13 protein-coding genes and 1 tRNA gene are annotated in these 18,578 nt (G+C 44.1%); 4 read left to right on the top strand and 10 right to left on the bottom strand.

Translation table 11 applies throughout. The features are described from left to right. Nucleotides 1-13: 13 nt before the first annotated feature. From NQ505_RS07580 to NQ505_RS07570, 3 genes are read right to left on the bottom strand one after another with little or no spacing between them, the layout of a single operon-like run. Entirely contained in the window at nt 14-1,384 is a 1,371-nt protein-coding gene (locus tag NQ505_RS07580; protein ID WP_009000943.1) for a TolC family protein, read from the bottom strand. Continuing rightward, nucleotides 1,381-4,587 (bottom strand): efflux RND transporter permease subunit, encoded by a 3,207-nt coding sequence (locus NQ505_RS07575; protein ID WP_009000944.1) that lies wholly within the window; start codon nt 4,585-4,587, stop codon nt 1,381-1,383. The genes NQ505_RS07580 and NQ505_RS07575 overlap by 4 nt, the downstream gene beginning before the upstream one ends. A 22-nt stretch (nt 4,588-4,609) precedes the next feature. Further along, entirely contained in the window at nt 4,610-5,719 is a 1,110-nt protein-coding gene (locus tag NQ505_RS07570; RefSeq protein WP_369749088.1) for an efflux RND transporter periplasmic adaptor subunit, read from the bottom strand. 293 nt (nt 5,720-6,012) lie between these two features. On the opposite strand from NQ505_RS07570, the gene NQ505_RS07565 reads away from it, so the two are divergent. Both NQ505_RS07565 and NQ505_RS07560 read left to right on the top strand, forming a co-directional pair. Continuing rightward, nucleotides 6,013-7,755 (top strand): histidine kinase, encoded by a 1,743-nt coding sequence (locus NQ505_RS07565; RefSeq protein WP_009000946.1) that lies wholly within the window; start codon nt 6,013-6,015, stop codon nt 7,753-7,755. 17 nt (nt 7,756-7,772) lie between these two features. Then, nucleotides 7,773-8,543, top strand: a complete 771-nt coding sequence (locus NQ505_RS07560; protein WP_032853993.1) for a LytR/AlgR family response regulator transcription factor — start codon at nt 7,773-7,775, stop codon at nt 8,541-8,543. Nucleotides 8,544-8,699: 156 nt separating this feature from the next. Here the strand turns inward: NQ505_RS07560 and NQ505_RS07555 are convergent. Next, a tRNA-Leu gene (locus NQ505_RS07555) sits at nt 8,700-8,783 on the bottom strand. Nucleotides 8,784-8,947: 164 nt separating this feature from the next. Here NQ505_RS07555 and NQ505_RS07550 point away from each other — a divergent pair. After that, nucleotides 8,948-10,030 (top strand): mannose-1-phosphate guanylyltransferase, encoded by a 1,083-nt coding sequence (locus tag NQ505_RS07550; protein ID WP_004296398.1) that lies wholly within the window; start codon nt 8,948-8,950, stop codon nt 10,028-10,030. A gap of 154 nt (nt 10,031-10,184) precedes the next feature. Here NQ505_RS07550 and NQ505_RS07545 read toward each other — a convergent pair whose 3' ends face one another. From NQ505_RS07545 to rpsO, 3 genes are all read right to left on the bottom strand, one after another. Beyond that, entirely contained in the window at nt 10,185-11,834 is a 1,650-nt protein-coding gene (locus NQ505_RS07545; RefSeq protein ID WP_004296397.1) for an AMP-binding protein, read from the bottom strand. Between the two features lie 35 nt (nt 11,835-11,869). Continuing rightward, a complete protein-coding gene (locus NQ505_RS07540; RefSeq protein ID WP_004296396.1) occupies nt 11,870-12,445 on the bottom strand; it encodes a helix-turn-helix domain-containing protein in 576 nt (191 codons plus the stop codon). 186 nt (nt 12,446-12,631) lie between these two features. Next, nucleotides 12,632-12,901 carry a 30S ribosomal protein S15 gene (gene rpsO / locus NQ505_RS07535; protein ID WP_004296393.1) on the bottom strand — a complete coding sequence of 90 codons (270 nt, stop codon included), beginning with the start codon at nt 12,899-12,901 and terminating at the stop codon, nt 12,632-12,634. Nucleotides 12,902-13,056: 155 nt separating this feature from the next. On the opposite strand from rpsO, the gene typA reads away from it, so the two are divergent. Beyond that, nucleotides 13,057-14,856 (top strand): translational GTPase TypA, encoded by a 1,800-nt coding sequence (typA, locus tag NQ505_RS07530; protein WP_009000948.1) that lies wholly within the window; start codon nt 13,057-13,059, stop codon nt 14,854-14,856. A gap of 81 nt (nt 14,857-14,937) precedes the next feature. On the opposite strand, the gene NQ505_RS07525 is transcribed toward typA, so the two are convergent. Genes NQ505_RS07525 through NQ505_RS07515 form a run of 3 tightly spaced genes read right to left on the bottom strand, consistent with a single transcriptional unit; the run spans nt 14,938 to nt 18,537 of the window. Further along, entirely contained in the window at nt 14,938-15,462 is a 525-nt protein-coding gene (locus tag NQ505_RS07525; protein ID WP_004296410.1) for a chromate transporter, read from the bottom strand. After that, a complete protein-coding gene (locus NQ505_RS07520; RefSeq protein WP_009000949.1) occupies nt 15,459-16,016 on the bottom strand; it encodes a chromate transporter in 558 nt (185 codons plus the stop codon). Before NQ505_RS07520 ends, NQ505_RS07525 begins: the two co-directional genes overlap by 4 nt. Nucleotides 16,017-16,047: 31 nt before the next feature. Next, nucleotides 16,048-18,537 (bottom strand): glycosyl hydrolase family 95 catalytic domain-containing protein, encoded by a 2,490-nt coding sequence (locus NQ505_RS07515; protein WP_009000950.1) that lies wholly within the window; start codon nt 18,535-18,537, stop codon nt 16,048-16,050. Between the last annotated feature and the right edge of the window lie 41 nt (nt 18,538-18,578).

Raw genomic sequence — 18,578 nt, 5'->3', positions numbered from 1 at the left:
TCAATTATTTCCATTACTCTTCCCTACCTCCTCCTAGTGCCTGATACAGATTGATTATTCCTTGTATCTCCTGAAACCGGTTACTCACCTGTGTCAACTGTGCTGTCAGTAGAGTTTGCTGGGCGGTGAGGACTTCAAGATAAGTGGAATTTCCATGTTGCATAAGCAGCTGTGTGCTGGTAACAGCCGTTTGTAGAGAAGAGATCTGACGCTGGTAAAGATCGGATTTATCCCGGGCCGTTTGATTTTGCTTCAAAGCGTTGTTCACTTCAGCACCGGCATTGAGTAGGGTCTGCGTAAAAGACAACTTCGCTTCTTCCTGTTGCGCTTTAGCTATTTTTAGACGGGCTATATTCTGCCCCTTATTAAATAAGGGCTGCGTAAGGGAGCCAACAGCTGACAGCAACAACTTACCCGGATTCATAACCACCTCACCTACTCCATTTGTCCACCCGGCAGAACCGCTGAGGGTGATGGATGGATAAAAGGCAGAGCGTGCCTCATTAGTCGTGTAAAAGGCTTGCGCTAAAGCCAATTCTGATGATCTGACATCAGGACGATTAGCAAGAAGTTGTAAAGGGATACCTACGGATAAATCCTGTGGCAAAACCTGTCCGTCCAGTGTGCCACGACGGATAAATTGCGGAGTTTCTCCCAGCATCAGGCAAAGACTGTTTTCCGCCTGCCTGATTTGTTCCTTTAGATCCAAAACAGTGGTACAGATGGAATAGTAGGTGGCTTCGGTTTGTGCCAAACCTGCTTCGTTACCTTGACCGGCATTTTTCAGAGCTTGCATAACGCGTACACTTTCTTTCCATTTTACTTCTGTTTCCTCGGAGATGGTCAATTGAGCATCCAGCATTAAAAGTGTGTAATAGGTATTCGCCAGATTGGCTATCAATTGTGTCTTAACAGCGATTTCATATTCCTGACTTTGAATATAAAGAGCTTTAGCACGACGGTTGGCATTCGTCAGCCGACCGAAGATATCAATTTCCCAAGAGGAAGTAATAGGCAGGGAATAGCTCTGTCCAGCTTTCCCCTTATCGAAACTACTTACAGTGCCCTGCGGTGAAAAAGCGAATGAGGGCAGATAAGCCAGGCGGGCCGAACTAAGCGAAGCACGGGCTTCTTCCACTCGCCAGTGAGCGGACTGTAGATCAGTGTTATTCCGCAACCCCTGCTCAATGAGGGATTGCAGATGAGGATCGACGAACAATTGACGCCAATTCAACTTGGCAATATTATGAATTGTATCAGAAACCGTTTCCGCCGCCCCAAAAAGATCTTCGGGGACGGTCGTTGCCGGTTGATATTTTGTATAGATGCCGCAACTACTCAGCATGAGCGTCGTTATGGCAAGGGTGATGATATTTCTTTTCATTTCTTCTTATTCTCCAAATATTGTTTTCTTTCTTCATCGGCTTTCTCCACCTCTTCTTTTATCTGCCAGTCAGCAACAGTGGCATCAAACTGAATCGGTCGCACTTTCTCCTGTATTGCCTGGAAGACAATAAACATAGCCGGCACAATGAATAACAGTGCCAATGTACCCACCAGCATACCGCCTACCACACCCGTACCGAGTGAACTGTTTCCGTTGGCTCCTACGCCAGATGCTAACATCAGAGGTACCATACCGAAAATCATAGTCAGCGCTGTCATAAGAATAGGACGCAAACGATCTTTAGCAGCAATAAGCGCAGCAGACGTCAGACTCATACCGGCACGACGGCGCTCGGTAGCATATTCGGTGAGAAGAATAGCTGTTTTTGCCAACAGACCAATAAGCATGATAAGTCCCGTTTGCAGATAGATATTATTTTCCAATCCAAGCAATTTGGCAAAGAGGAAGCTACCCATCAATCCGGCCGGAACACTAAGCAGGACGGCAAACGGAACGAAGAAACTCTCATAAAGCGCACTCAATAGCAGATAAACCATCAATAGGCAGATAGCAAAGATCACGATGGTGGTATTACTCTGATTGCTCTCCTCTCGCGCCAGTCCGCCAAAATCGAAATCATAGTTGGCGGGAAGCACACGGGTAGCAGTTTCCTGTACGGCACGGATGGCTTCACCCGAACTGTACCCTTCGGCAGGCATGGCATTGAGTGCAATGGAGTTATACATATTAAAACGGTTCAGGCTTTCGGCTCCATATACTTTGGTCAGTGTGACGAACTGACTCAACGGTGCCATCTCTCCATTGCTCAAGCGAACAAAATGACGGTTGAGCGAAGCCTCATCCAAACGATAATTCGGATCAGCTTGCACCATCACACGATAGACGCGCGAAAAGCGGTTAAAGTTACTGACATAGCTACCTCCATAATATCCCCCCAAGGTAGAAAGTACCTCATCAGGCATGATTCCGGCACGCAGACACTTAGCAGCATCCACATCGACCTGCCACTGGGGATAGTTGATTTCGAAAGATGAAAAAGCCATTGCCAGTTCGGGACGTTGATTCAACGAGTCGATAAACTGACGGGTGATACCGAAAAACTCTGTGAGATCACCTCCAGCCTTGTCCTGCATTTGGATATCGAGCGCATTACCCATATCATAACCAGGTATCATACCCGGAGCCATGGCAAAAACTGTGGCATCCTTGATATCTCCGGTACGGGCATAAACCTGTCCGATTACTGCCTGCACGTGATCTTCTTCCTCCGGTCGTTCATCCCACGGAGTAAGGCGAACAAAGAAAATACCGGAAGAATTACCCGCACCACCCATTGACCAACCGGTCACTTTGAGTACCTGTTTCACCTGTGGGATTTGCTGAATACGTTCTTCTACACGGTTCATAATGCCATCGGTAGCATAGAGTGAGTTACCCGGCGCAGTGGATACGGCAACAAACACCAGTCCCTGATCTTCATCGGGCACAAGGCCTGTTTTGGTGCTGTTCATCAACAAGGCAAGGATTACGACTGTCCCGGCAACAAAGGCGCCTGTCAACCATTTGCGACGGATAAAGAAGAGAACTCCTTTTTTATACCGCTCTGACAATGATTCGAACGCAGTGTTGAACGCGCGGCGGAAACGGGCTGCGAAGTTTTGCTTCTGTGTGCCGTCCTCATTGGTATAGGGTCGCAGAATCAAGGCGCAGAGGGCAGGACTTAGTGTCAATGCATTGATGGTAGAAATACCTACCGCCACAGCCATTGTCAGACCGAACTGCGTATAGAATGTACCCGAAGTCCCACTCATGAAAGACACCGGAATAAATACCGCCATAAACACCAGTGAAGTGGTAACGATAGCACCCGACAGTCCTTTCATTGCATCCACACTAGCCATATAGGGCGAACGGTAGCCGGAATCGAACTTGGATTGCACTGCCTCGACCACAATAATGGCATCATCCACCACTGTACCGATGACCAGCACTAATGCGAAAAGCGTAATCAAATTGATACTGAATCCTACCAACGCCATGAAAGCGAAAGTTCCGATAAGAGAAACAAAAATACCCACCAGCGGAATAAGTGTAGAACGAATATCCTGTAAGAAAACATATACCACAAGGATTACCAGCAGAATCGCTTCAATCAGTGTCTTCAAGACCTCATGGATAGAGGCGAAGAGAAATTCGTTAGTACTCATCAGCTGGGTTATTTCCGCCCCTTTGGGGAGACGTTTGGAAGCGTCTGCCAGAAAAGCGTCAATCTCACGATTAATCTCTGTGGCATTAGAACCGGCAGTCTGATAAACCATACATGACACACCGGGTTTACCATTGAAACTACCTTGATAAGAATACGATTCTTGTCCGAGACTGATGTTGGCAATCTCTTTTAAACGAAGTACCTCACCATTCTTAGTGCTGCGGATCACGATCTCTCCAAATTCTTCGGGAGTCATCAATCGACCGCGGTATTTCATGGTATACGCTTTAGCTTCCTTGGAATTCTCACCAATGGAGCCTGTTGCAGCTTCAATGTTTTGTGAGGCCAGTGCAGCAGTCACGTCGGAAGGAATCAGCTTGTACTGTGCCATGACGTCAGGTTTAAGCCATACGCGCATGGAATAGACGCCACCCATCACCTGCACATCTCCCACTCCGGAAATACGCAAGATGGCAGGTTTCAAGTTAATATTGATATAGTTCGAGAGAAAGTTCTCGTCTAATGAGCTATCGGGACTATGCAAGGTAAATATCTGGAGCATACCGTTCTGTCGCTTGTTGACACTGACACCCACACGGGTCACTTCCGCAGGAAGTTGTCCGGCAGCTTTCGACACACGGTTCTGTACATTGACAGCGGCCATGTCCGGATTGGTACCTTGCTTAAAGTAAATGGTTATTTCGGCTGAACCGGCATTGGAAGCACTGGAAGTCATATAAGTCATGTCTTCCACACCATTGATGGCTTCCTCCAACGGAGCGATGACGCTCTTCTGCACCGTTTCAGCACTGGCACCGTCGTATGCAGTGTACACCTGAACAGTAGGCGGGGCAATATCAGGATATTGCTCCACGGGTAGGGTGAATAACCCGATAATCCCCACCACTACAATCACAATGGAAAGGACGGCGGAGAGCACAGGGCGTTCTATAAATATTCGTAAGTTCATTGTTTCTTCAATTTTGAGTTAGTTACTTCTTCTTTGTTATCGGCATTCCATCCTGTAGTAGTCCGACACCTTCTGTCACGATTTCATCCCCTACGGCAAGTCCGTTCGTCACGATGTAATCCTGTCCACCGTCCACACGCTCCACACTTATTTGGGTAGAATGCGTTTTGCCATCCACTACCTTATAGACAAAGACCTTGTCCTGCACTTCGTAAGTTGCTGCACGAGGAATGATGATACCGTCTTTGTAGACCGATGGAACCACCACATTTCCCGAGCTTCCACTATGCAGCAGTCCGTTCTTGTTGGGGAATGCAGCCCGTACACTGACGGTTCCTGTCGAAGCATCCACTACTCCGCTGATAGTTGCTATGGTACCTTTTTCTTCGTAGGTAGTCCGGTCATTCAGCACCAGTTCGATGGCAGGCATCGACTGCAAAGCCTTCTCTTTAGAACCATATTGGCGAATGAGTCCTAAGAGTTGATTTTCCGTCATTGAGAAGTAAACATACATGTCCGAGTTGTCTGATACGGTAGTTAGTGGCTGTGCCATTCCGGCACTAACAAGTGTACCAACGCGATAGGGAAGTGTACCGATCACTCCATCCGAGGGACTTCTCACTTCGGTGTAGGAAAGGTCATTGGCAGCACTCAGCTCCTGCGCTTTGGCTTGTGCGCGTCCGGCTTTTGCCATCAACAGATTATTCTCGGCCGTTTTCAATTCATAAGCCGAAATGACGTTTTGAGCAAAGAGTTCTTTCTTGCTATCGTAAGTCAGTTGTGCCGTAGCCAATGTTGCATCGGCTGCTTCCATATTCGCCCGGGCTGTGGCCAAAGCTGCCTGATAGGGAACCTGGTCGATGATGAAAAGCACTTGTCCACGTTTCACCGCCTGTCCCTCATTTACACACAATCGGGTGATGGTTCCCGTCACCTGCGGAAAGATAGCAATATCCTGCTTACCCTGGATAGCTGCCGGGTATTGGGTAGAAAGAGTTTTATTGACTGGTGCCACCTGCATCGTCGCATATTCCGATACAGACTGCGAATATTCTCCTCCTCCGTTCTTGCATCCGGCAAGAGTAAGGAGTGTTGTCAGCATGAAGATTTGCCACATTTTGTTTGTTTCCATTTTCATAAAATTCAATGTATTATAGTGATTGATTAGTTCTCACAAGAGCGGTGCAAAAGTAGGTGTCAGCGCCCGCTCCCGCAATGTAATTCTGGTCAAAGCCGGATTTTTGGGGGACGAAACCGCAGAGATAAGTGATGAAACGGAATGAATGAAGCCAAATACCTATCCCCTCCATATAAAGTTGTGATGAAGATGTAATGCTGTTTGGTATTATTTACTACTTTTGCCCAAACAAAGATAAGAGTCCATCCTAATAAATAGACTTGCATTTCAGACTTGATTACGCAGTTATGATAAGAAAACGTATTTATCTCACAGCCGCAATATCCCTGCTTGTAGTAAGCTTTTCCGCTTACTACCTCTATCGCGTGAACCGCTCCGCATGCAGCCGCCTGGAGTATGCCAACGGACTCATTGAAGTGAATCCACGAAAAGCACTGGCAGATGTGGAACAGATAAACCGTACTTTCTTGAGCGAAAGGAACTATATGATGTGCGATTTAGTAAAAGCCGGTGCTCTCATCGGCATACAAGAATATCTTGTGCCGGATTCGCTACTTAACATCGTCAGTCCTTACTTCAAATATAAAGCGGACTCACTACACCTGACAGAAATATATTACTACCGGGGCGAGATAGCCCGTCACTCTAATTTCCTGCTTGAAGCCGTAGAATATTTCACCCTCTGCACACAATACAACAACGATGTGTACGATCTTCGCGAACTAAACTTCTACCTCAACAACTTCAAAGGGCAGGTTTACCACACTAAACACATGATGAAAGAAGAGAAAGAGGCCAAACTCGCCGCCCTCTCTCTGGCCAGGGAACTAAACAATCCCTCTCTCATTGCCGAAGCCTACTCTGAACTCACCCACTATTACGCCCAGACAAATGATGGCGATGAGAGTATTCCTCTGCTCAAAACTGCTTCTATGAAAGGTTACTCCGGCTCCTTGCAAGCCCGGTTATTATTCCTCCTTAGCGAAAAATATGCCGACAAGCACATGCCTGACTCCGCTCGTATCTATGCTCTGCAAATCCCGCATTTATATCAGGACTCAGTCGACTATCTGCTCGGCAAGATACATTCCGATCTTCAACAAATCGATTCCGCTCGTTTTTACCTAAACCGAAGCAGTCAGAGCAACAACCCCTTCATCTGCCTGAAAGCCTATCGCCAGTTGACAGATCTGAATATACGTACCGGTTCTCTCAATGGTGTATCAGACTGCTTGGAAAGACTGACGCATTATCAAGCACAGATAGACAGCATCGCTTATAACGAGGACCTTGCTCAAATTGAGAATGTGGATAAACTTCGAAAAACGATCCGTGACTCCGAAGTCGCAGAGGCAGAATACTACCGGTACTGGGTCTTCTATTGCTGGATTATTGTCATTGCTTTTACCGTCATCCTCATTCTAATGTCTATCTCCATTGTTCTGCAAAAGAAGAAAAAAAATCTGCAACTGAAACGTCAGCAATCACGTCTTGATGCACTGAAGATGCAGATAGACCCGCATTTTATATTCAATAATCTTAGCATCCTGCTCGACCTGGTAGAGACGGGAGATGCCACAGCTCCCATCTACATCAAATGTCTCTCCAAAGTTTACCGGCATATCGTAGCTAATGTCGATAAAAACCTTTCATCCGTTGCTGATGAATTATCCAGTTTGGAGGCTTATATCTTCCTACTCAAAATACGTTTTGAGGATGCCATACAGGTAGAAGTACAAGTACAGGACGCTATCCGCGAGAGACAGATCCCTCCCATTGTATTGCAGATGTTACTGGAAAATGCCATCAAGCACAATCAAGTGTCGGAAGAAGCACCGCTATTCATCCGTGTATATTCCGACGGGGATAAATTGGTAGTGGAAAACAACTGTAAACCTCTTACTCCGAACTCTTCCACCCACCACATCGGGCTGCGAAATATCAAAGAGCGGTATCAGCTCACTGGTGCTCCCGCCCCTGAAATCTATCAGGATGAACACATCTATCGTGTCACCCTTTCAACGCTTTAAACGAAATGATAAATTCCATGAAAGTTCTGATAATAGAAGACGAAAACCACAGTGCCGAACGCCTGCAACGCTACATCCGCACACTGCACCCTGATTACGAAATTTCCGGCATTACCAAGAGTATTGTCCAAAGTATAGATTTCCTCCAACGGGAGCAGCCGGATCTGATATTCTCCGACATCCGCCTACAGGATGGATTAAGTTTCGACATTTTCCGCCAAATAAAGATAGTCTCGCCCATCATTTTCACCACTGCCTATGACCAGTATGCTATACAGGCATTTAAATTCAATAGTATCGACTATTTGCTGAAACCCATCGACTCGGATGAATTGGAAGCGGCTATACAAAAAGCGACAGAAAGAATATCCCGCTCATCTCCTGCGACCACTGCTCCAAAGCTGGAACAGCTATTGGAATACCTGGGTGGGGCTGTCCCTACCCCTCATTATCGGGAAAGATTTTTGGTGTCTCGCAAAGATGAATATATCACTATCGAAGTCCAGAACGTCTGTTTCATCCACTCTCAACAGAACATAACCCGCCTTTATCTGACGGATGGCATTTCTGCTACCATTCCTTACACATTGGACCAACTGGAAAAGGAAATGAACCCTGCTTCTTTCTTCCGTGCAAACCGTCAGCATATGATACAAGTGAGACATATTAAGAAAGTCAGCAACTGGTTCAACTATAAATTAAAGGTAGAAATGAATGGGTATCCGCAGGAGGAAATTTTGATAAGTCGGGAGAAAGCTGCTACATTCAAGAAATGGCTGGACAAATAGCGACTGGCTTGCTCTAAATTTATTGATGACATCAATGATTTGCTGCAGTGTCCTACCCAAGACTTCATTCGCCTGAATTGGCTTCCGCTTGAGATTTTTTTGGGGGGCTACCCATAAAAAATAGCTGAAAATCATATGATTAACAGCTATTTTAAGTACCCAGACCCGGGGTCGAACCGGGATGGAAGTGAATCCACTGGTGTTTGAGACCAGCGCGTCTACCGATTCCGCCATCTGGGCGCATACTTGATTTCTCAATTGCGGTGCAAAGATACGACATTATTTTGAATCCACAATAGTTTGGCAAAAAAAAGGAGAAAAAAATAATAAAACATATCTTAAACACTTCTCTATTCAGAGAATAAACCGTACATTAGCAGAAACTTTAAAATAGAGTCACTATCATGACAAACCAGGATAATTATTGCGTGATTATGGGTGGCGGCATTGGAAGCCGCTTCTGGCCGTTTAGCCGCAAAACATTGCCCAAACAATTCTTAGATTTCTTCGGAACGGGTCGTTCACTTTTACAGCAGACTTTTGACCGGTTCCAAAAGGTTATTCCAACAGAAAACATTTTCATCGTTACCAATGCAATGTATGCAGACTTAGTGAAAGAACAATTGCCTGAAGTGAGCGAAAACCAAATTCTGCTGGAACCTGCAAGACGAAACACTGCTCCATGTATAGCATGGGCTTCTTACCACATCCGGGCACTGAATCCGAACGCCAATATCGTAGTTGCACCTTCAGACCATTTAATTTTAAAAGAAGATGAGTTTCTTGCCGCTATCGAAAAAGGACTTGATTTCGTTTCACGCTCTGAAAAACTACTAACATTAGGTATTAAACCCAATCGTCCGGAAACAGGATATGGATATATACAAATAGATGAACCCGCAGGAGGAAACTTCTACAAAGTAAAAACATTCACTGAAAAACCTGAATTGGAGTTAGCTAAAGTATTCGTAGAAAGCGGAGAATTTTACTGGAATTCCGGCCTGTTTATGTGGAATGTAAATACAATCATCAAAGCAAGTGAAGACTTGTTGCCTGAATTAGCTTCCAAACTGGCACCGGGAAAAGATATTTATGCCACCGATAAGGAAAAAGCATTTATTGAAGAAAATTTCCCCGCATGTCCTAATGTATCCATTGACTTCGGTATTATGGAAAAAGCGGATAACGTGTATGTATCGTTAGGAGATTTTGGCTGGTCTGACCTTGGAACCTGGGGATCACTTTATGACTTATCGGAAAGAGACCCGGAAGGCAATGTTACTCTGAAATGCCATTCGCTTATTTATAATAGTAAAGATAATATGGTAGTACTTCCCAAAGGAAAACTGGCCGTAATCGATGGATTGGAAGGATTTCTAATAGCAGAATCAGATAATGTTCTTTTAATCTGCCGCAAAGATGAAGAACATGCCATCCGTAAATATGTGAATGACGCCCAAATGCAACTGGGTGACGATTTCATTTAGCAGCGTATAATACTTAGCTGCTACAACAAAAGCCGGATAAGACAATAATATAAATAATGAACGGTGAACTCTCTGCAAACAATCATGCAGTTCGTTCACCGTTCATCGTTTATTATATCGAAAAACTTTGTGTGTCCTTAAACAATCACAGGCCTTAGATAATTTCTATTCCCTGCTCTTTACAAAGCTGTAATCCCAGATCCTTCAATCTGAACTTCTGAATCTTTCCACTACCTGTCATCGGGAATTCATTCACAAAGAAGATATATTTCGGAATCTTATAACGGGATATCTTATTTCTACAAAAATCACGAACATCAGCTTCCTGCATTTTCACACCTTCCTGCAAGATAATAAATGCTCCGACTGCCTCACCGTATTTCTTAGAAGGAATACCTGCCACCTGAACATCTTTCACTCCATCAAGTTTATAAAGAAACTCCTCTATTTCGCGCGGATAAATATTCTCGCCACCCCGGATTATCATATCCTTGATACGTCCGGTAATCCGGTAATTTCCATCTTCATCCTTGATACCCAAATCACCGGAATGCAAGAAATTGTTTTCATCAAGCACTTCTGCTGTTGCTTCCGGATTTTTATAATATCCTTTCATGGTGTTATATCCACGGTTGCACATCTCACCTTGTACGCCAACCGGACATTCTTCACCAGTTTCCGGGTCGATCACTTTTACTTCCGTAAATTCAAAATCACGTCCTACCGTATTACAACGTACATCAAACGGATCATCAATACGAGAAGCTGTCATACCCGGTGCAGTCTCTGTCAGTCCATACACACTGGTCACCTTCATATACATTTTCTCTTCCACCTGCTTCATCAGTTCAACAGGACATAGAGAACCTGCCATAATACCTGTACGAAGACAAGACATATCAAAGAGATCAAACATCGGATGATGCAACTCGGCAATAAACATAGTCGGTACTCCATAAAGAGCCGTGCAACGTTCTTTATGAATGGAAGCCAATACAATCAGCGGATCGAAACGTTCCACCATTACTTGCGTACAACCATGAGTCAGACAGTTCATGGTGGCCAACACCACTCCGAAACAATGGAATAACGGAACACAGCAGCAAAGTTTATCATCCGCCGTGAACTTCATGTGTTCACCAGTCAGAAATCCATTATTGGCAATATTATAATGTGTCAGCATTACTCCCTTCGGAAAACCGGTAGTTCCCGATGTATATTGCATATTCACCACATCGTGACAATCCACCTTGCTTTTGAGTTCGCTCAAACAGTCGTCTTCCACATTATTTCCCAATAACAGAATCTCCGCTGTATTATACATACCACGATGTTTCTCCTGCCCTACATACACTACATTTCTCATGTACGGAAAACGTTCACTCTTCAAATGTCCGCGTTCACAGGTTTTCAATTCGGGAAGCATTGTATAGGTCATCTGCACAAAGTCACTGTCCTTCTCGCCATTCACGATACAAAGCGTATGCATATCCGAGTTCTGGCAAAGATACTCCAACTCCGATTGTTTATAGTTCGTATTTACAGTAACATATACCGCACCGATCTTCGCACAAGCATACAACAATGTCAACCAATCGGGAACATTAGCCGCCCAGATACCCACATGGGTACCACGTTCCACACCAATGGCGATAAGCCCTTTCGCCATATCATCCACACGACGGTTCAACTGACTCCAGGTAAAACGGAGATTGCGGTCGGAATAAACGATATATTCCTTATCGGGAGTCTCTTCAGCCCAGTGCTCGAGCCACTGCCCCAAAGTACGATCAAATAATTGCATGTAATTATACTTAAGTCTTGGTTCCTACTATTTCATTAAATTGGCGTGTAAACTACTGCCAGGATTTTTGCAGCCTGCCCCTCGTAAGCATGTACATGATGAGGAACAATGGAATCATAATAAATGCTATCACCCTCTTCCAGCAAATAGGTATTCTTGCCGTAGCTGATTTCCATGATACCTTCCATAACCATGATAAATTCTTCCCCTTCATGAGAAGAAAGCACGAAGTCGGTATCTTCCGTTGGCATCACATCGATAATAAACGGCTCCATGTGACGATCCGCCTTTGACTTGGACAACGAGTGATATTCCATGTGTTTGCGAGAATGAATCGCGTTATTGGAGAAACTAATCGCATCTTTGGCTTCTTTCTTACGACAAACCACCGGTCCGACTTCATCCTGATCGTCAAGGAAAGTCCCCAGACGTACTCCCAACACACGCGCAATTTTAATTAGCGGTGCAAGAGAAGGTATATCAATGTTATTCTCAATACGTTCAACCTGTTCGATAGCCAAACCCGAACGTTGTGCCAACTCTTCTATGCTTATTGATTTATCTTCGCGGAGGGCTTTAATTTTTTCGCCAACAATCTTACTTGTATCCATTTTGAAAGCATTTTAGTTATCAAAGGTGATAAATTATAATAATTAAGCTGCAAAAATAACAAAATCTTTAGATGAACACAATTATAACCGAAGAAAATACGACTATCAGGAAGAAAAAGAAGAAACTAAAAAAAGCCGCTCCTCTATAAATGAGGAACGGCTTTAAATCTTTTCGCGACAAGTAGATTACTTACGCAAACCGAGCTCTTTAACAATAGCACGATATCTTTCGATATCTCTTGCTTTCAGGTAATCGAGCAAGCGACGACGCTTACCTACCAACATTGTTAACGCTCTTTCAGTACTATAATCTTTTCTGTTGAGCTTCATGTGCTCAGTCAGGTGAGAAATACGGTAGGAAAACAAAGCCACCTGGGCCTCAGCTGAGCCGGTATCAGTGTTAGACTTTCCGTACTTTCCGAAGATTTCTTGCTTTTTAGCAGCGTCTAAATACATAATTCTTAGAATTTTAATTGATAAATTATTCTTTTGAGCGTGCAAAGATAGGCATTATCTTTATATCACACAACGATTTACAAGAAAAAATTGCTATCATTGCATATATTTCTAATCCTATTTTCGTACCTTTGCAGCCAAATAATAGGTATTATATGCAAAATATTCGAAACATTGCAATCATTGCCCATGTTGACCATGGGAAAACAACGCTGGTTGACAAGATGCTATTGGCCGGAAATTTATTCCGCAGCAACCAAAATAGTGGTGAACTTATCCTGGATAACAACGATTTGGAACGTGAACGTGGTATAACGATTCTCTCCAAAAACGTATCCATCAATTACAACGGTACAAAAATTAATATTATTGATACTCCGGGACACAGCGACTTCGGTGGTGAGGTAGAACGTGTATTGAATATGGCCGACGGTTGTATTCTGTTGGTAGACGCCTTCGAAGGTCCGATGCCCCAGACTCGGTTCGTACTGCAAAAAGCGCTGGAAATCGGTTTGAAACCTATCGTGGTAGTTAATAAGGTAGATAAGCCTAACTGCCGTCCGGAAGAAGTTTACGAAATGGTTTTCGATTTGATGTTCAGCCTGAACGCAACGGAAGACCAACTGGACTTCCCCGTAATCTATGGTTCCGCCAAAAACAACTGGATGAGCACCGACTGGAAGCAACAGACTGACAGTATTACTCCGCTACTGGATTGTATCATCGAAAATATTCCGGCACCTAAACAACTGGAGGGTACGCCCCAGATGTTGATTACTTCTCTGGATTATTCTTCTTATACCGGTCGTATCGCCGTAGGTCGCGTACATCGCGGTACATTAAAAGAAGGTATGAATATAACGCTTGCGAAACGCAATGGCGATATGTTCAAGAGCAAAATCAAAGAACTCCATGTTTTCGAAGGTTTAGGCCGCGTGAAAACAAACGAAGTTTCTTCCGGTGACATCTGCGCACTGGTAGGTATCGACGGATTCGAGATTGGAGATACAGTTTGTGATTTCGAAAATCCGGAAGCATTGCCGCCAATCGCTATTGATGAGCCGACCATGAGTATGTTGTTTGCGATCAACGATTCTCCTTTCTTCGGCAAGGATGGTAAGTTTGTGACTTCACGTCACATCCATGACCGCCTGATGAAAGAACTCGATAAGAACCTGGCTCTCCGTGTAAGGAAGAGTGAAGAAGACGGTAAATGGATTGTTTCCGGCCGTGGTGTACTCCACCTTTCTGTATTGATCGAAACGATGCGTCGTGAGGGATACGAATTACAGGTAGGTCAGCCACAGGTTATCTTCAAAGAAATCGACGGTGTGAAATGCGAGCCGATTGAAGAGCTGACCATCAATGTACCGGAAGAATACTCCAGCAAGATTATTGATATGGTTACCCGTCGTAAAGGCGAGATGGTGAAGATGGAAAACACGGGCGAACGTATCAATCTCGAATTCGATATGCCTTCACGTGGTATCATCGGATTGCGTACCAATGTACTGACTGCTTCTGCCGGCGAAGCCATCATGGCACACCGCTTCAAAGAATATCAACCGCACAAAGGAGAAATCGAACGTCGTACGAACGGTTCTATGATTGCTATGGAAAGTGGAACTGCTTTCGCTTATGCCATCGACAAATTGCAGGATCGCGGTAAGTTCTTTATCTTCCCGCAGGATGATGTTTATGCAGGACAAGTAGTAGGTGAGCATTCTCACGACAACGACCTGGTTATCAACGTAACCAAATCGAAGAAATTGACGAATATGCGTGCTTCCGGTTCGGATGATAAAGTACGCCTGATTCCACCTATCCAGTTCTCACTTGAAGAAGCACTGGAATATATTAAGGAAGATGAATATGTAGAAGTTACTCCTAAAGCAATGCGTATGCGTAAAGTGATTTTGGACGAAATCGAACGTAAACGTGCAAACAAGAACTAACCATTCTTTCATAATATTATAAAAGAGCCCCCCGGTTAAACGCAGTGTTTAACCGGGGGGCTCTTTTTCCCATAAGTATTACTAATACAACAGTAATCCTACCACACCCGCCAGACAAATCAACAGAATAGGATGAAGATTCCATTTCCATGTAACCAAAAAGGCGGCTGCGAAAATACCGATACTTTTATAGTCTATAAAATTCTCTCTATTCATCATAAGCAATGCAGCCGAAGCAATCAGGGCGACCGACATAGGAAGCAGTCCGGACATAGCCGCTTTAATATACTTATTATCCTTACACTTCGCAAAGAAATAAGAAATGAGCAACACCAAAATAAAAGAAGGCAAACAAACAGCTACAGTAGCCAACACAGCTCCCCAAACACTTTGTGTTACCGCATAACCTACGTAAGTAGCACTATTTATACCAATCGGTCCCGGAGTCATCTGCGAAATTGCGACCACATCCGTAAACTGTTGAGGAGTCAGCCAATGATGGAGATCCACTATTTCATGTTGAATCAGGGAAAGCATCGCATATCCACCCCCAAAACCAAACATACCTATTTTAAGATACACCCAAAGTAATTGCCAATATATCATACCTGTTTATTCGCTATTTTTTCTTTCAACCATAATGTATATACCAATCCCCCTATAATTCCGGCCAACACAATATAAATAGGTGATAAGCCGAACTGCCAGATCAACACGGTGGCTATGGCAGGAGCAACCAATTGCAAATACTTCAGCTTCAAAGCTCTAACAGCAGAAATGCAAGGAAACAGAATCAATGCTACCACGGCAGGACGTATTCCATTAAAGATACGAATCATCACTTCATTATCCTGAAACTGTGCAAAAAACATGGCTATCAGCATCATGATAACGAAAGAGGGAAGAATCGTAGCCAATGCACACACCAGGCTACCACCCACCTTATACAACTTATATCCTACAAAAATAGAAATATTCACTGCAAACACACCCGGAAGCGACTGCGTCAAAGCAAACATCTCCATAAATTCTTCTTTATTCATCCATTGCTTATTAACAATCTCCCGTTCAATCAACGGAATCATGGCATAACCGCCACCAATAGTAAACATTCCAATCTTCGCAAATGTCACGAATAATTTTAAATACTCCAGTACCATCCTTTCTTTCTAATTTTCCGATATTTTGTGTTTAATTTTTAATGAGCCCTTTGGCTGCATCATATCCAATCTGATAACTGCGTCCTTTCACAGTTTTAAAGGAGATAGTCTGATCCGCATACTTTATGACACAGTCGCCTCCTGCATTAGAGCGTACAACAGCTTCTTTCAATTGATGATTCTCCCAGATCACATCCACCTCAAAATTTCCTTTTGCACAGATACCACTGATAGAACCGTCTTTCCATGCATCCGGCAAAGCCGGTAATAATTGAATAAAGCCCATGTGACTTTGGAGCAGCATTTCGGTGATTCCCGCTGTCCCACCAAAATTTCCATCAATTTGGAAAGGCGGATGCGTATCCCACAAATTATCCATGGTTCCGTTCTTCAATAAATTGCCGAATAAAGTATAAGCATGATTACCATCCTGCAAACGCGCCCACTGATTCAACTTCCAACCCATACTCCAACCGGTAGCACCATCACCACGATGCACCAATACCACTTTAGCAGCTTTCGCCAGTTCGGGAGTAGTGACCGGAGAAACAGTATGTCCCGGATGCAGGCCGAACAAATGATTCACATGACGATGTTCATCTTTCGGATCATCAATATCCACCGACCATTCCATCAACTGACCATAACGACCTATTTGATAGGGAACGAGATTGGCAAGCACATGCTCCCATTGCTTACGTTCTTTCTTATCTACACCCAACACTTTGCTTGCTTCAATCGCATCCATCAGAATTTCACGCACTACGGCATGCACAAAAGTAGCTCCCTGATCGATAGGACCATGCTCGGGCGAAGTGGACGGAGCAGCCGTATAGGTTCCATCCGGCTTATGCCACAGGTAATCGACTGCAAAATCCGCACTACTCTTAATTAGTTCATAGCCGGTTTCTTTCAGAAATTTCAAGTCTCTTGTATAGTCGTAATACTCCCATATATGAGTAGCCAGCCAGGGACCTGCCATCGGATTGAAGTTCCACGACATATCCTGACTTTCCAACGGAGTGGTAAAGCCGAAAATATTGCCGGAGATAGATGCCGTCCATCCTCTTGCTCCGAAATAAGCTTGCGCAGTCTTCTCCCCCGGTTTCACCAGTGTACGGATAAAGTCAATCAACGGAAGCACGCACTCATTCAAGTTGGTAGAACAAGCAGGCCAATAATTCATCTGGATATTGATGTTATTATGATAATCCACACGCCACGGTCCATCGACATTATTGTGCCAAATCCCCTGCAGATTAGCAGGCATATTGCCCGGACGGGAACTGGCAATCAGAAGATAACGTCCAAATTGATAATACAACTCTTCCAGATAATAATCCGGCTGTCCTTTCCGATAACTTTTCAGACGTTGGGAAGTAGGCAGATTCACTCCTTTCACCGCTGGGTTCAGATTCAGCCGAACCCGGTTGAACAGAGTAGCATAATCATTATAATGTTGATTGAATAAAGCTGTATATCCCTGCGCCACTGCATTATTCATCCACTGCTTTGTCGTTTCTTCGGGATTAACGCCTATATATGTTTTCGGATCTTTGAAATCCGGATCAAAGTTAATCTTATAGTCAGTGTCCGCTGTGATATAAAATACAACTTCGTCTGCATCCTTCACCGTTAACTTTCCATCTGCATTAGACAGTGTTCCTCCTTTTGTTTCTGCCTGGATGCGCACAACATACTTCATTCCATTATTATCCAAAGAAGCTGTGTAAACCAGTCCTTTATTTCCATCAGAAACCATGCTGCCGGTAGACAGGGGATTGGGCGCATAACTGAAAACCAGATTTTGTTTCCCCGATTGATCCGCGCTGAAACGTACCACCATTACATTGGCGGGGTAAGAGATAAAAAAATTGCGTTGATAAGCCACACGATCCTTTTTGAATTGTACGACTGCCATAGCCGAATCCAAAGAAAGAATGCGCTTATAATCGCTCATTCCTATCATATTCAGTCCGGTTTCTACATAAAACTCTCCCATTGTAGTAAAGCTACCGAAACGGAAAGGATTTTCTCCGTCAGCTTCATACGAAACTTCACTATTGAAGTTCTGTCGCGTTAGCATTTCAGCCTTTTTCTGATCTCCCTCTGTAAATGCTTTGCGTATTTCATCTAAAAGATGGGCCGATTGTTTATTGACATTCCAATAATAGTCCGCACCTTTCGCTGTGTTCGGACCACCGCGCCAAAGCGTTTTTTCATTGAAAGTGATACGTTCGGCTTCTACCGATCCCATAATATTTGCGCCGAGGCTACCGTTACCAATAGGCAATGACTGTGACTCCCAACTGGCATCCAGATTATGTCCGCTTCCTGCTGTTACCGGTTTATTTTCATCTTTCCACAAATCCGGTCTTCCGCCATACCAGGCAGCATATCCCTGCAAAGTATTCGGAGTATCAAACCAGATGGAAAGTCCTTGAGTATAATCTGTTTCTCCCGCATAAAGCCCGGAGGTAAGGAATAGGGAACTAATAAGAAGGAAATAAAAATTCTTCATGGTCGTCGCGTCGTTATTTAAGATTAATAACCCATTTATAG

Origin of the sequence: Bacteroides sp. D2, from assembly GCF_025147085.1 — a bacterium.
Taxonomy (GTDB): domain Bacteria; phylum Bacteroidota; class Bacteroidia; order Bacteroidales; family Bacteroidaceae; genus Bacteroides.
This window is presented reverse-complemented; position numbering and strand designations above follow the sequence as displayed.

Bases quoted from the DNA above. Each gene is read 5' to 3' on its own strand.
- rpsO (WP_004296393.1), bottom strand. From the start codon at position 12,901: ATGTATTTAGACGCTGCTAAAAAGCAAGAAATCTTCGGAAAGTACGGA.
- NQ505_RS07550 (WP_004296398.1), top strand. From the start codon at position 8,948: ATGACAAACCAGGATAATTATTGCGTGATTATGGGTGGCGGCATTGGA.
- typA (WP_009000948.1), top strand. From the start codon at position 13,057: ATGCAAAATATTCGAAACATTGCAATCATTGCCCATGTTGACCATGGG.
- NQ505_RS07525 (WP_004296410.1), bottom strand. From the start codon at position 15,462: ATGATATATTGGCAATTACTTTGGGTGTATCTTAAAATAGGTATGTTT.
- NQ505_RS07545 (WP_004296397.1), bottom strand. From the start codon at position 11,834: ATGCAATTATTTGATCGTACTTTGGGGCAGTGGCTCGAGCACTGGGCT.
- NQ505_RS07565 (WP_009000946.1), top strand. From the start codon at position 6,013: ATGATAAGAAAACGTATTTATCTCACAGCCGCAATATCCCTGCTTGTA.
- NQ505_RS07570 (WP_369749088.1), bottom strand. From the start codon at position 5,719: ATGGAAACAAACAAAATGTGGCAAATCTTCATGCTGACAACACTCCTT.
- NQ505_RS07575 (WP_009000944.1), bottom strand. From the start codon at position 4,587: ATGAACTTACGAATATTTATAGAACGCCCTGTGCTCTCCGCCGTCCTT.
- NQ505_RS07560 (WP_032853993.1), top strand. From the start codon at position 7,773: ATGAAAGTTCTGATAATAGAAGACGAAAACCACAGTGCCGAACGCCTG.
- NQ505_RS07520 (WP_009000949.1), bottom strand. From the start codon at position 16,016: ATGGTACTGGAGTATTTAAAATTATTCGTGACATTTGCGAAGATTGGA.
- NQ505_RS07515 (WP_009000950.1), bottom strand. From the start codon at position 18,537: ATGAAGAATTTTTATTTCCTTCTTATTAGTTCCCTATTCCTTACCTCC.
- NQ505_RS07540 (WP_004296396.1), bottom strand. From the start codon at position 12,445: ATGGATACAAGTAAGATTGTTGGCGAAAAAATTAAAGCCCTCCGCGAA.
- NQ505_RS07580 (WP_009000943.1), bottom strand. From the start codon at position 1,384: ATGAAAAGAAATATCATCACCCTTGCCATAACGACGCTCATGCTGAGT.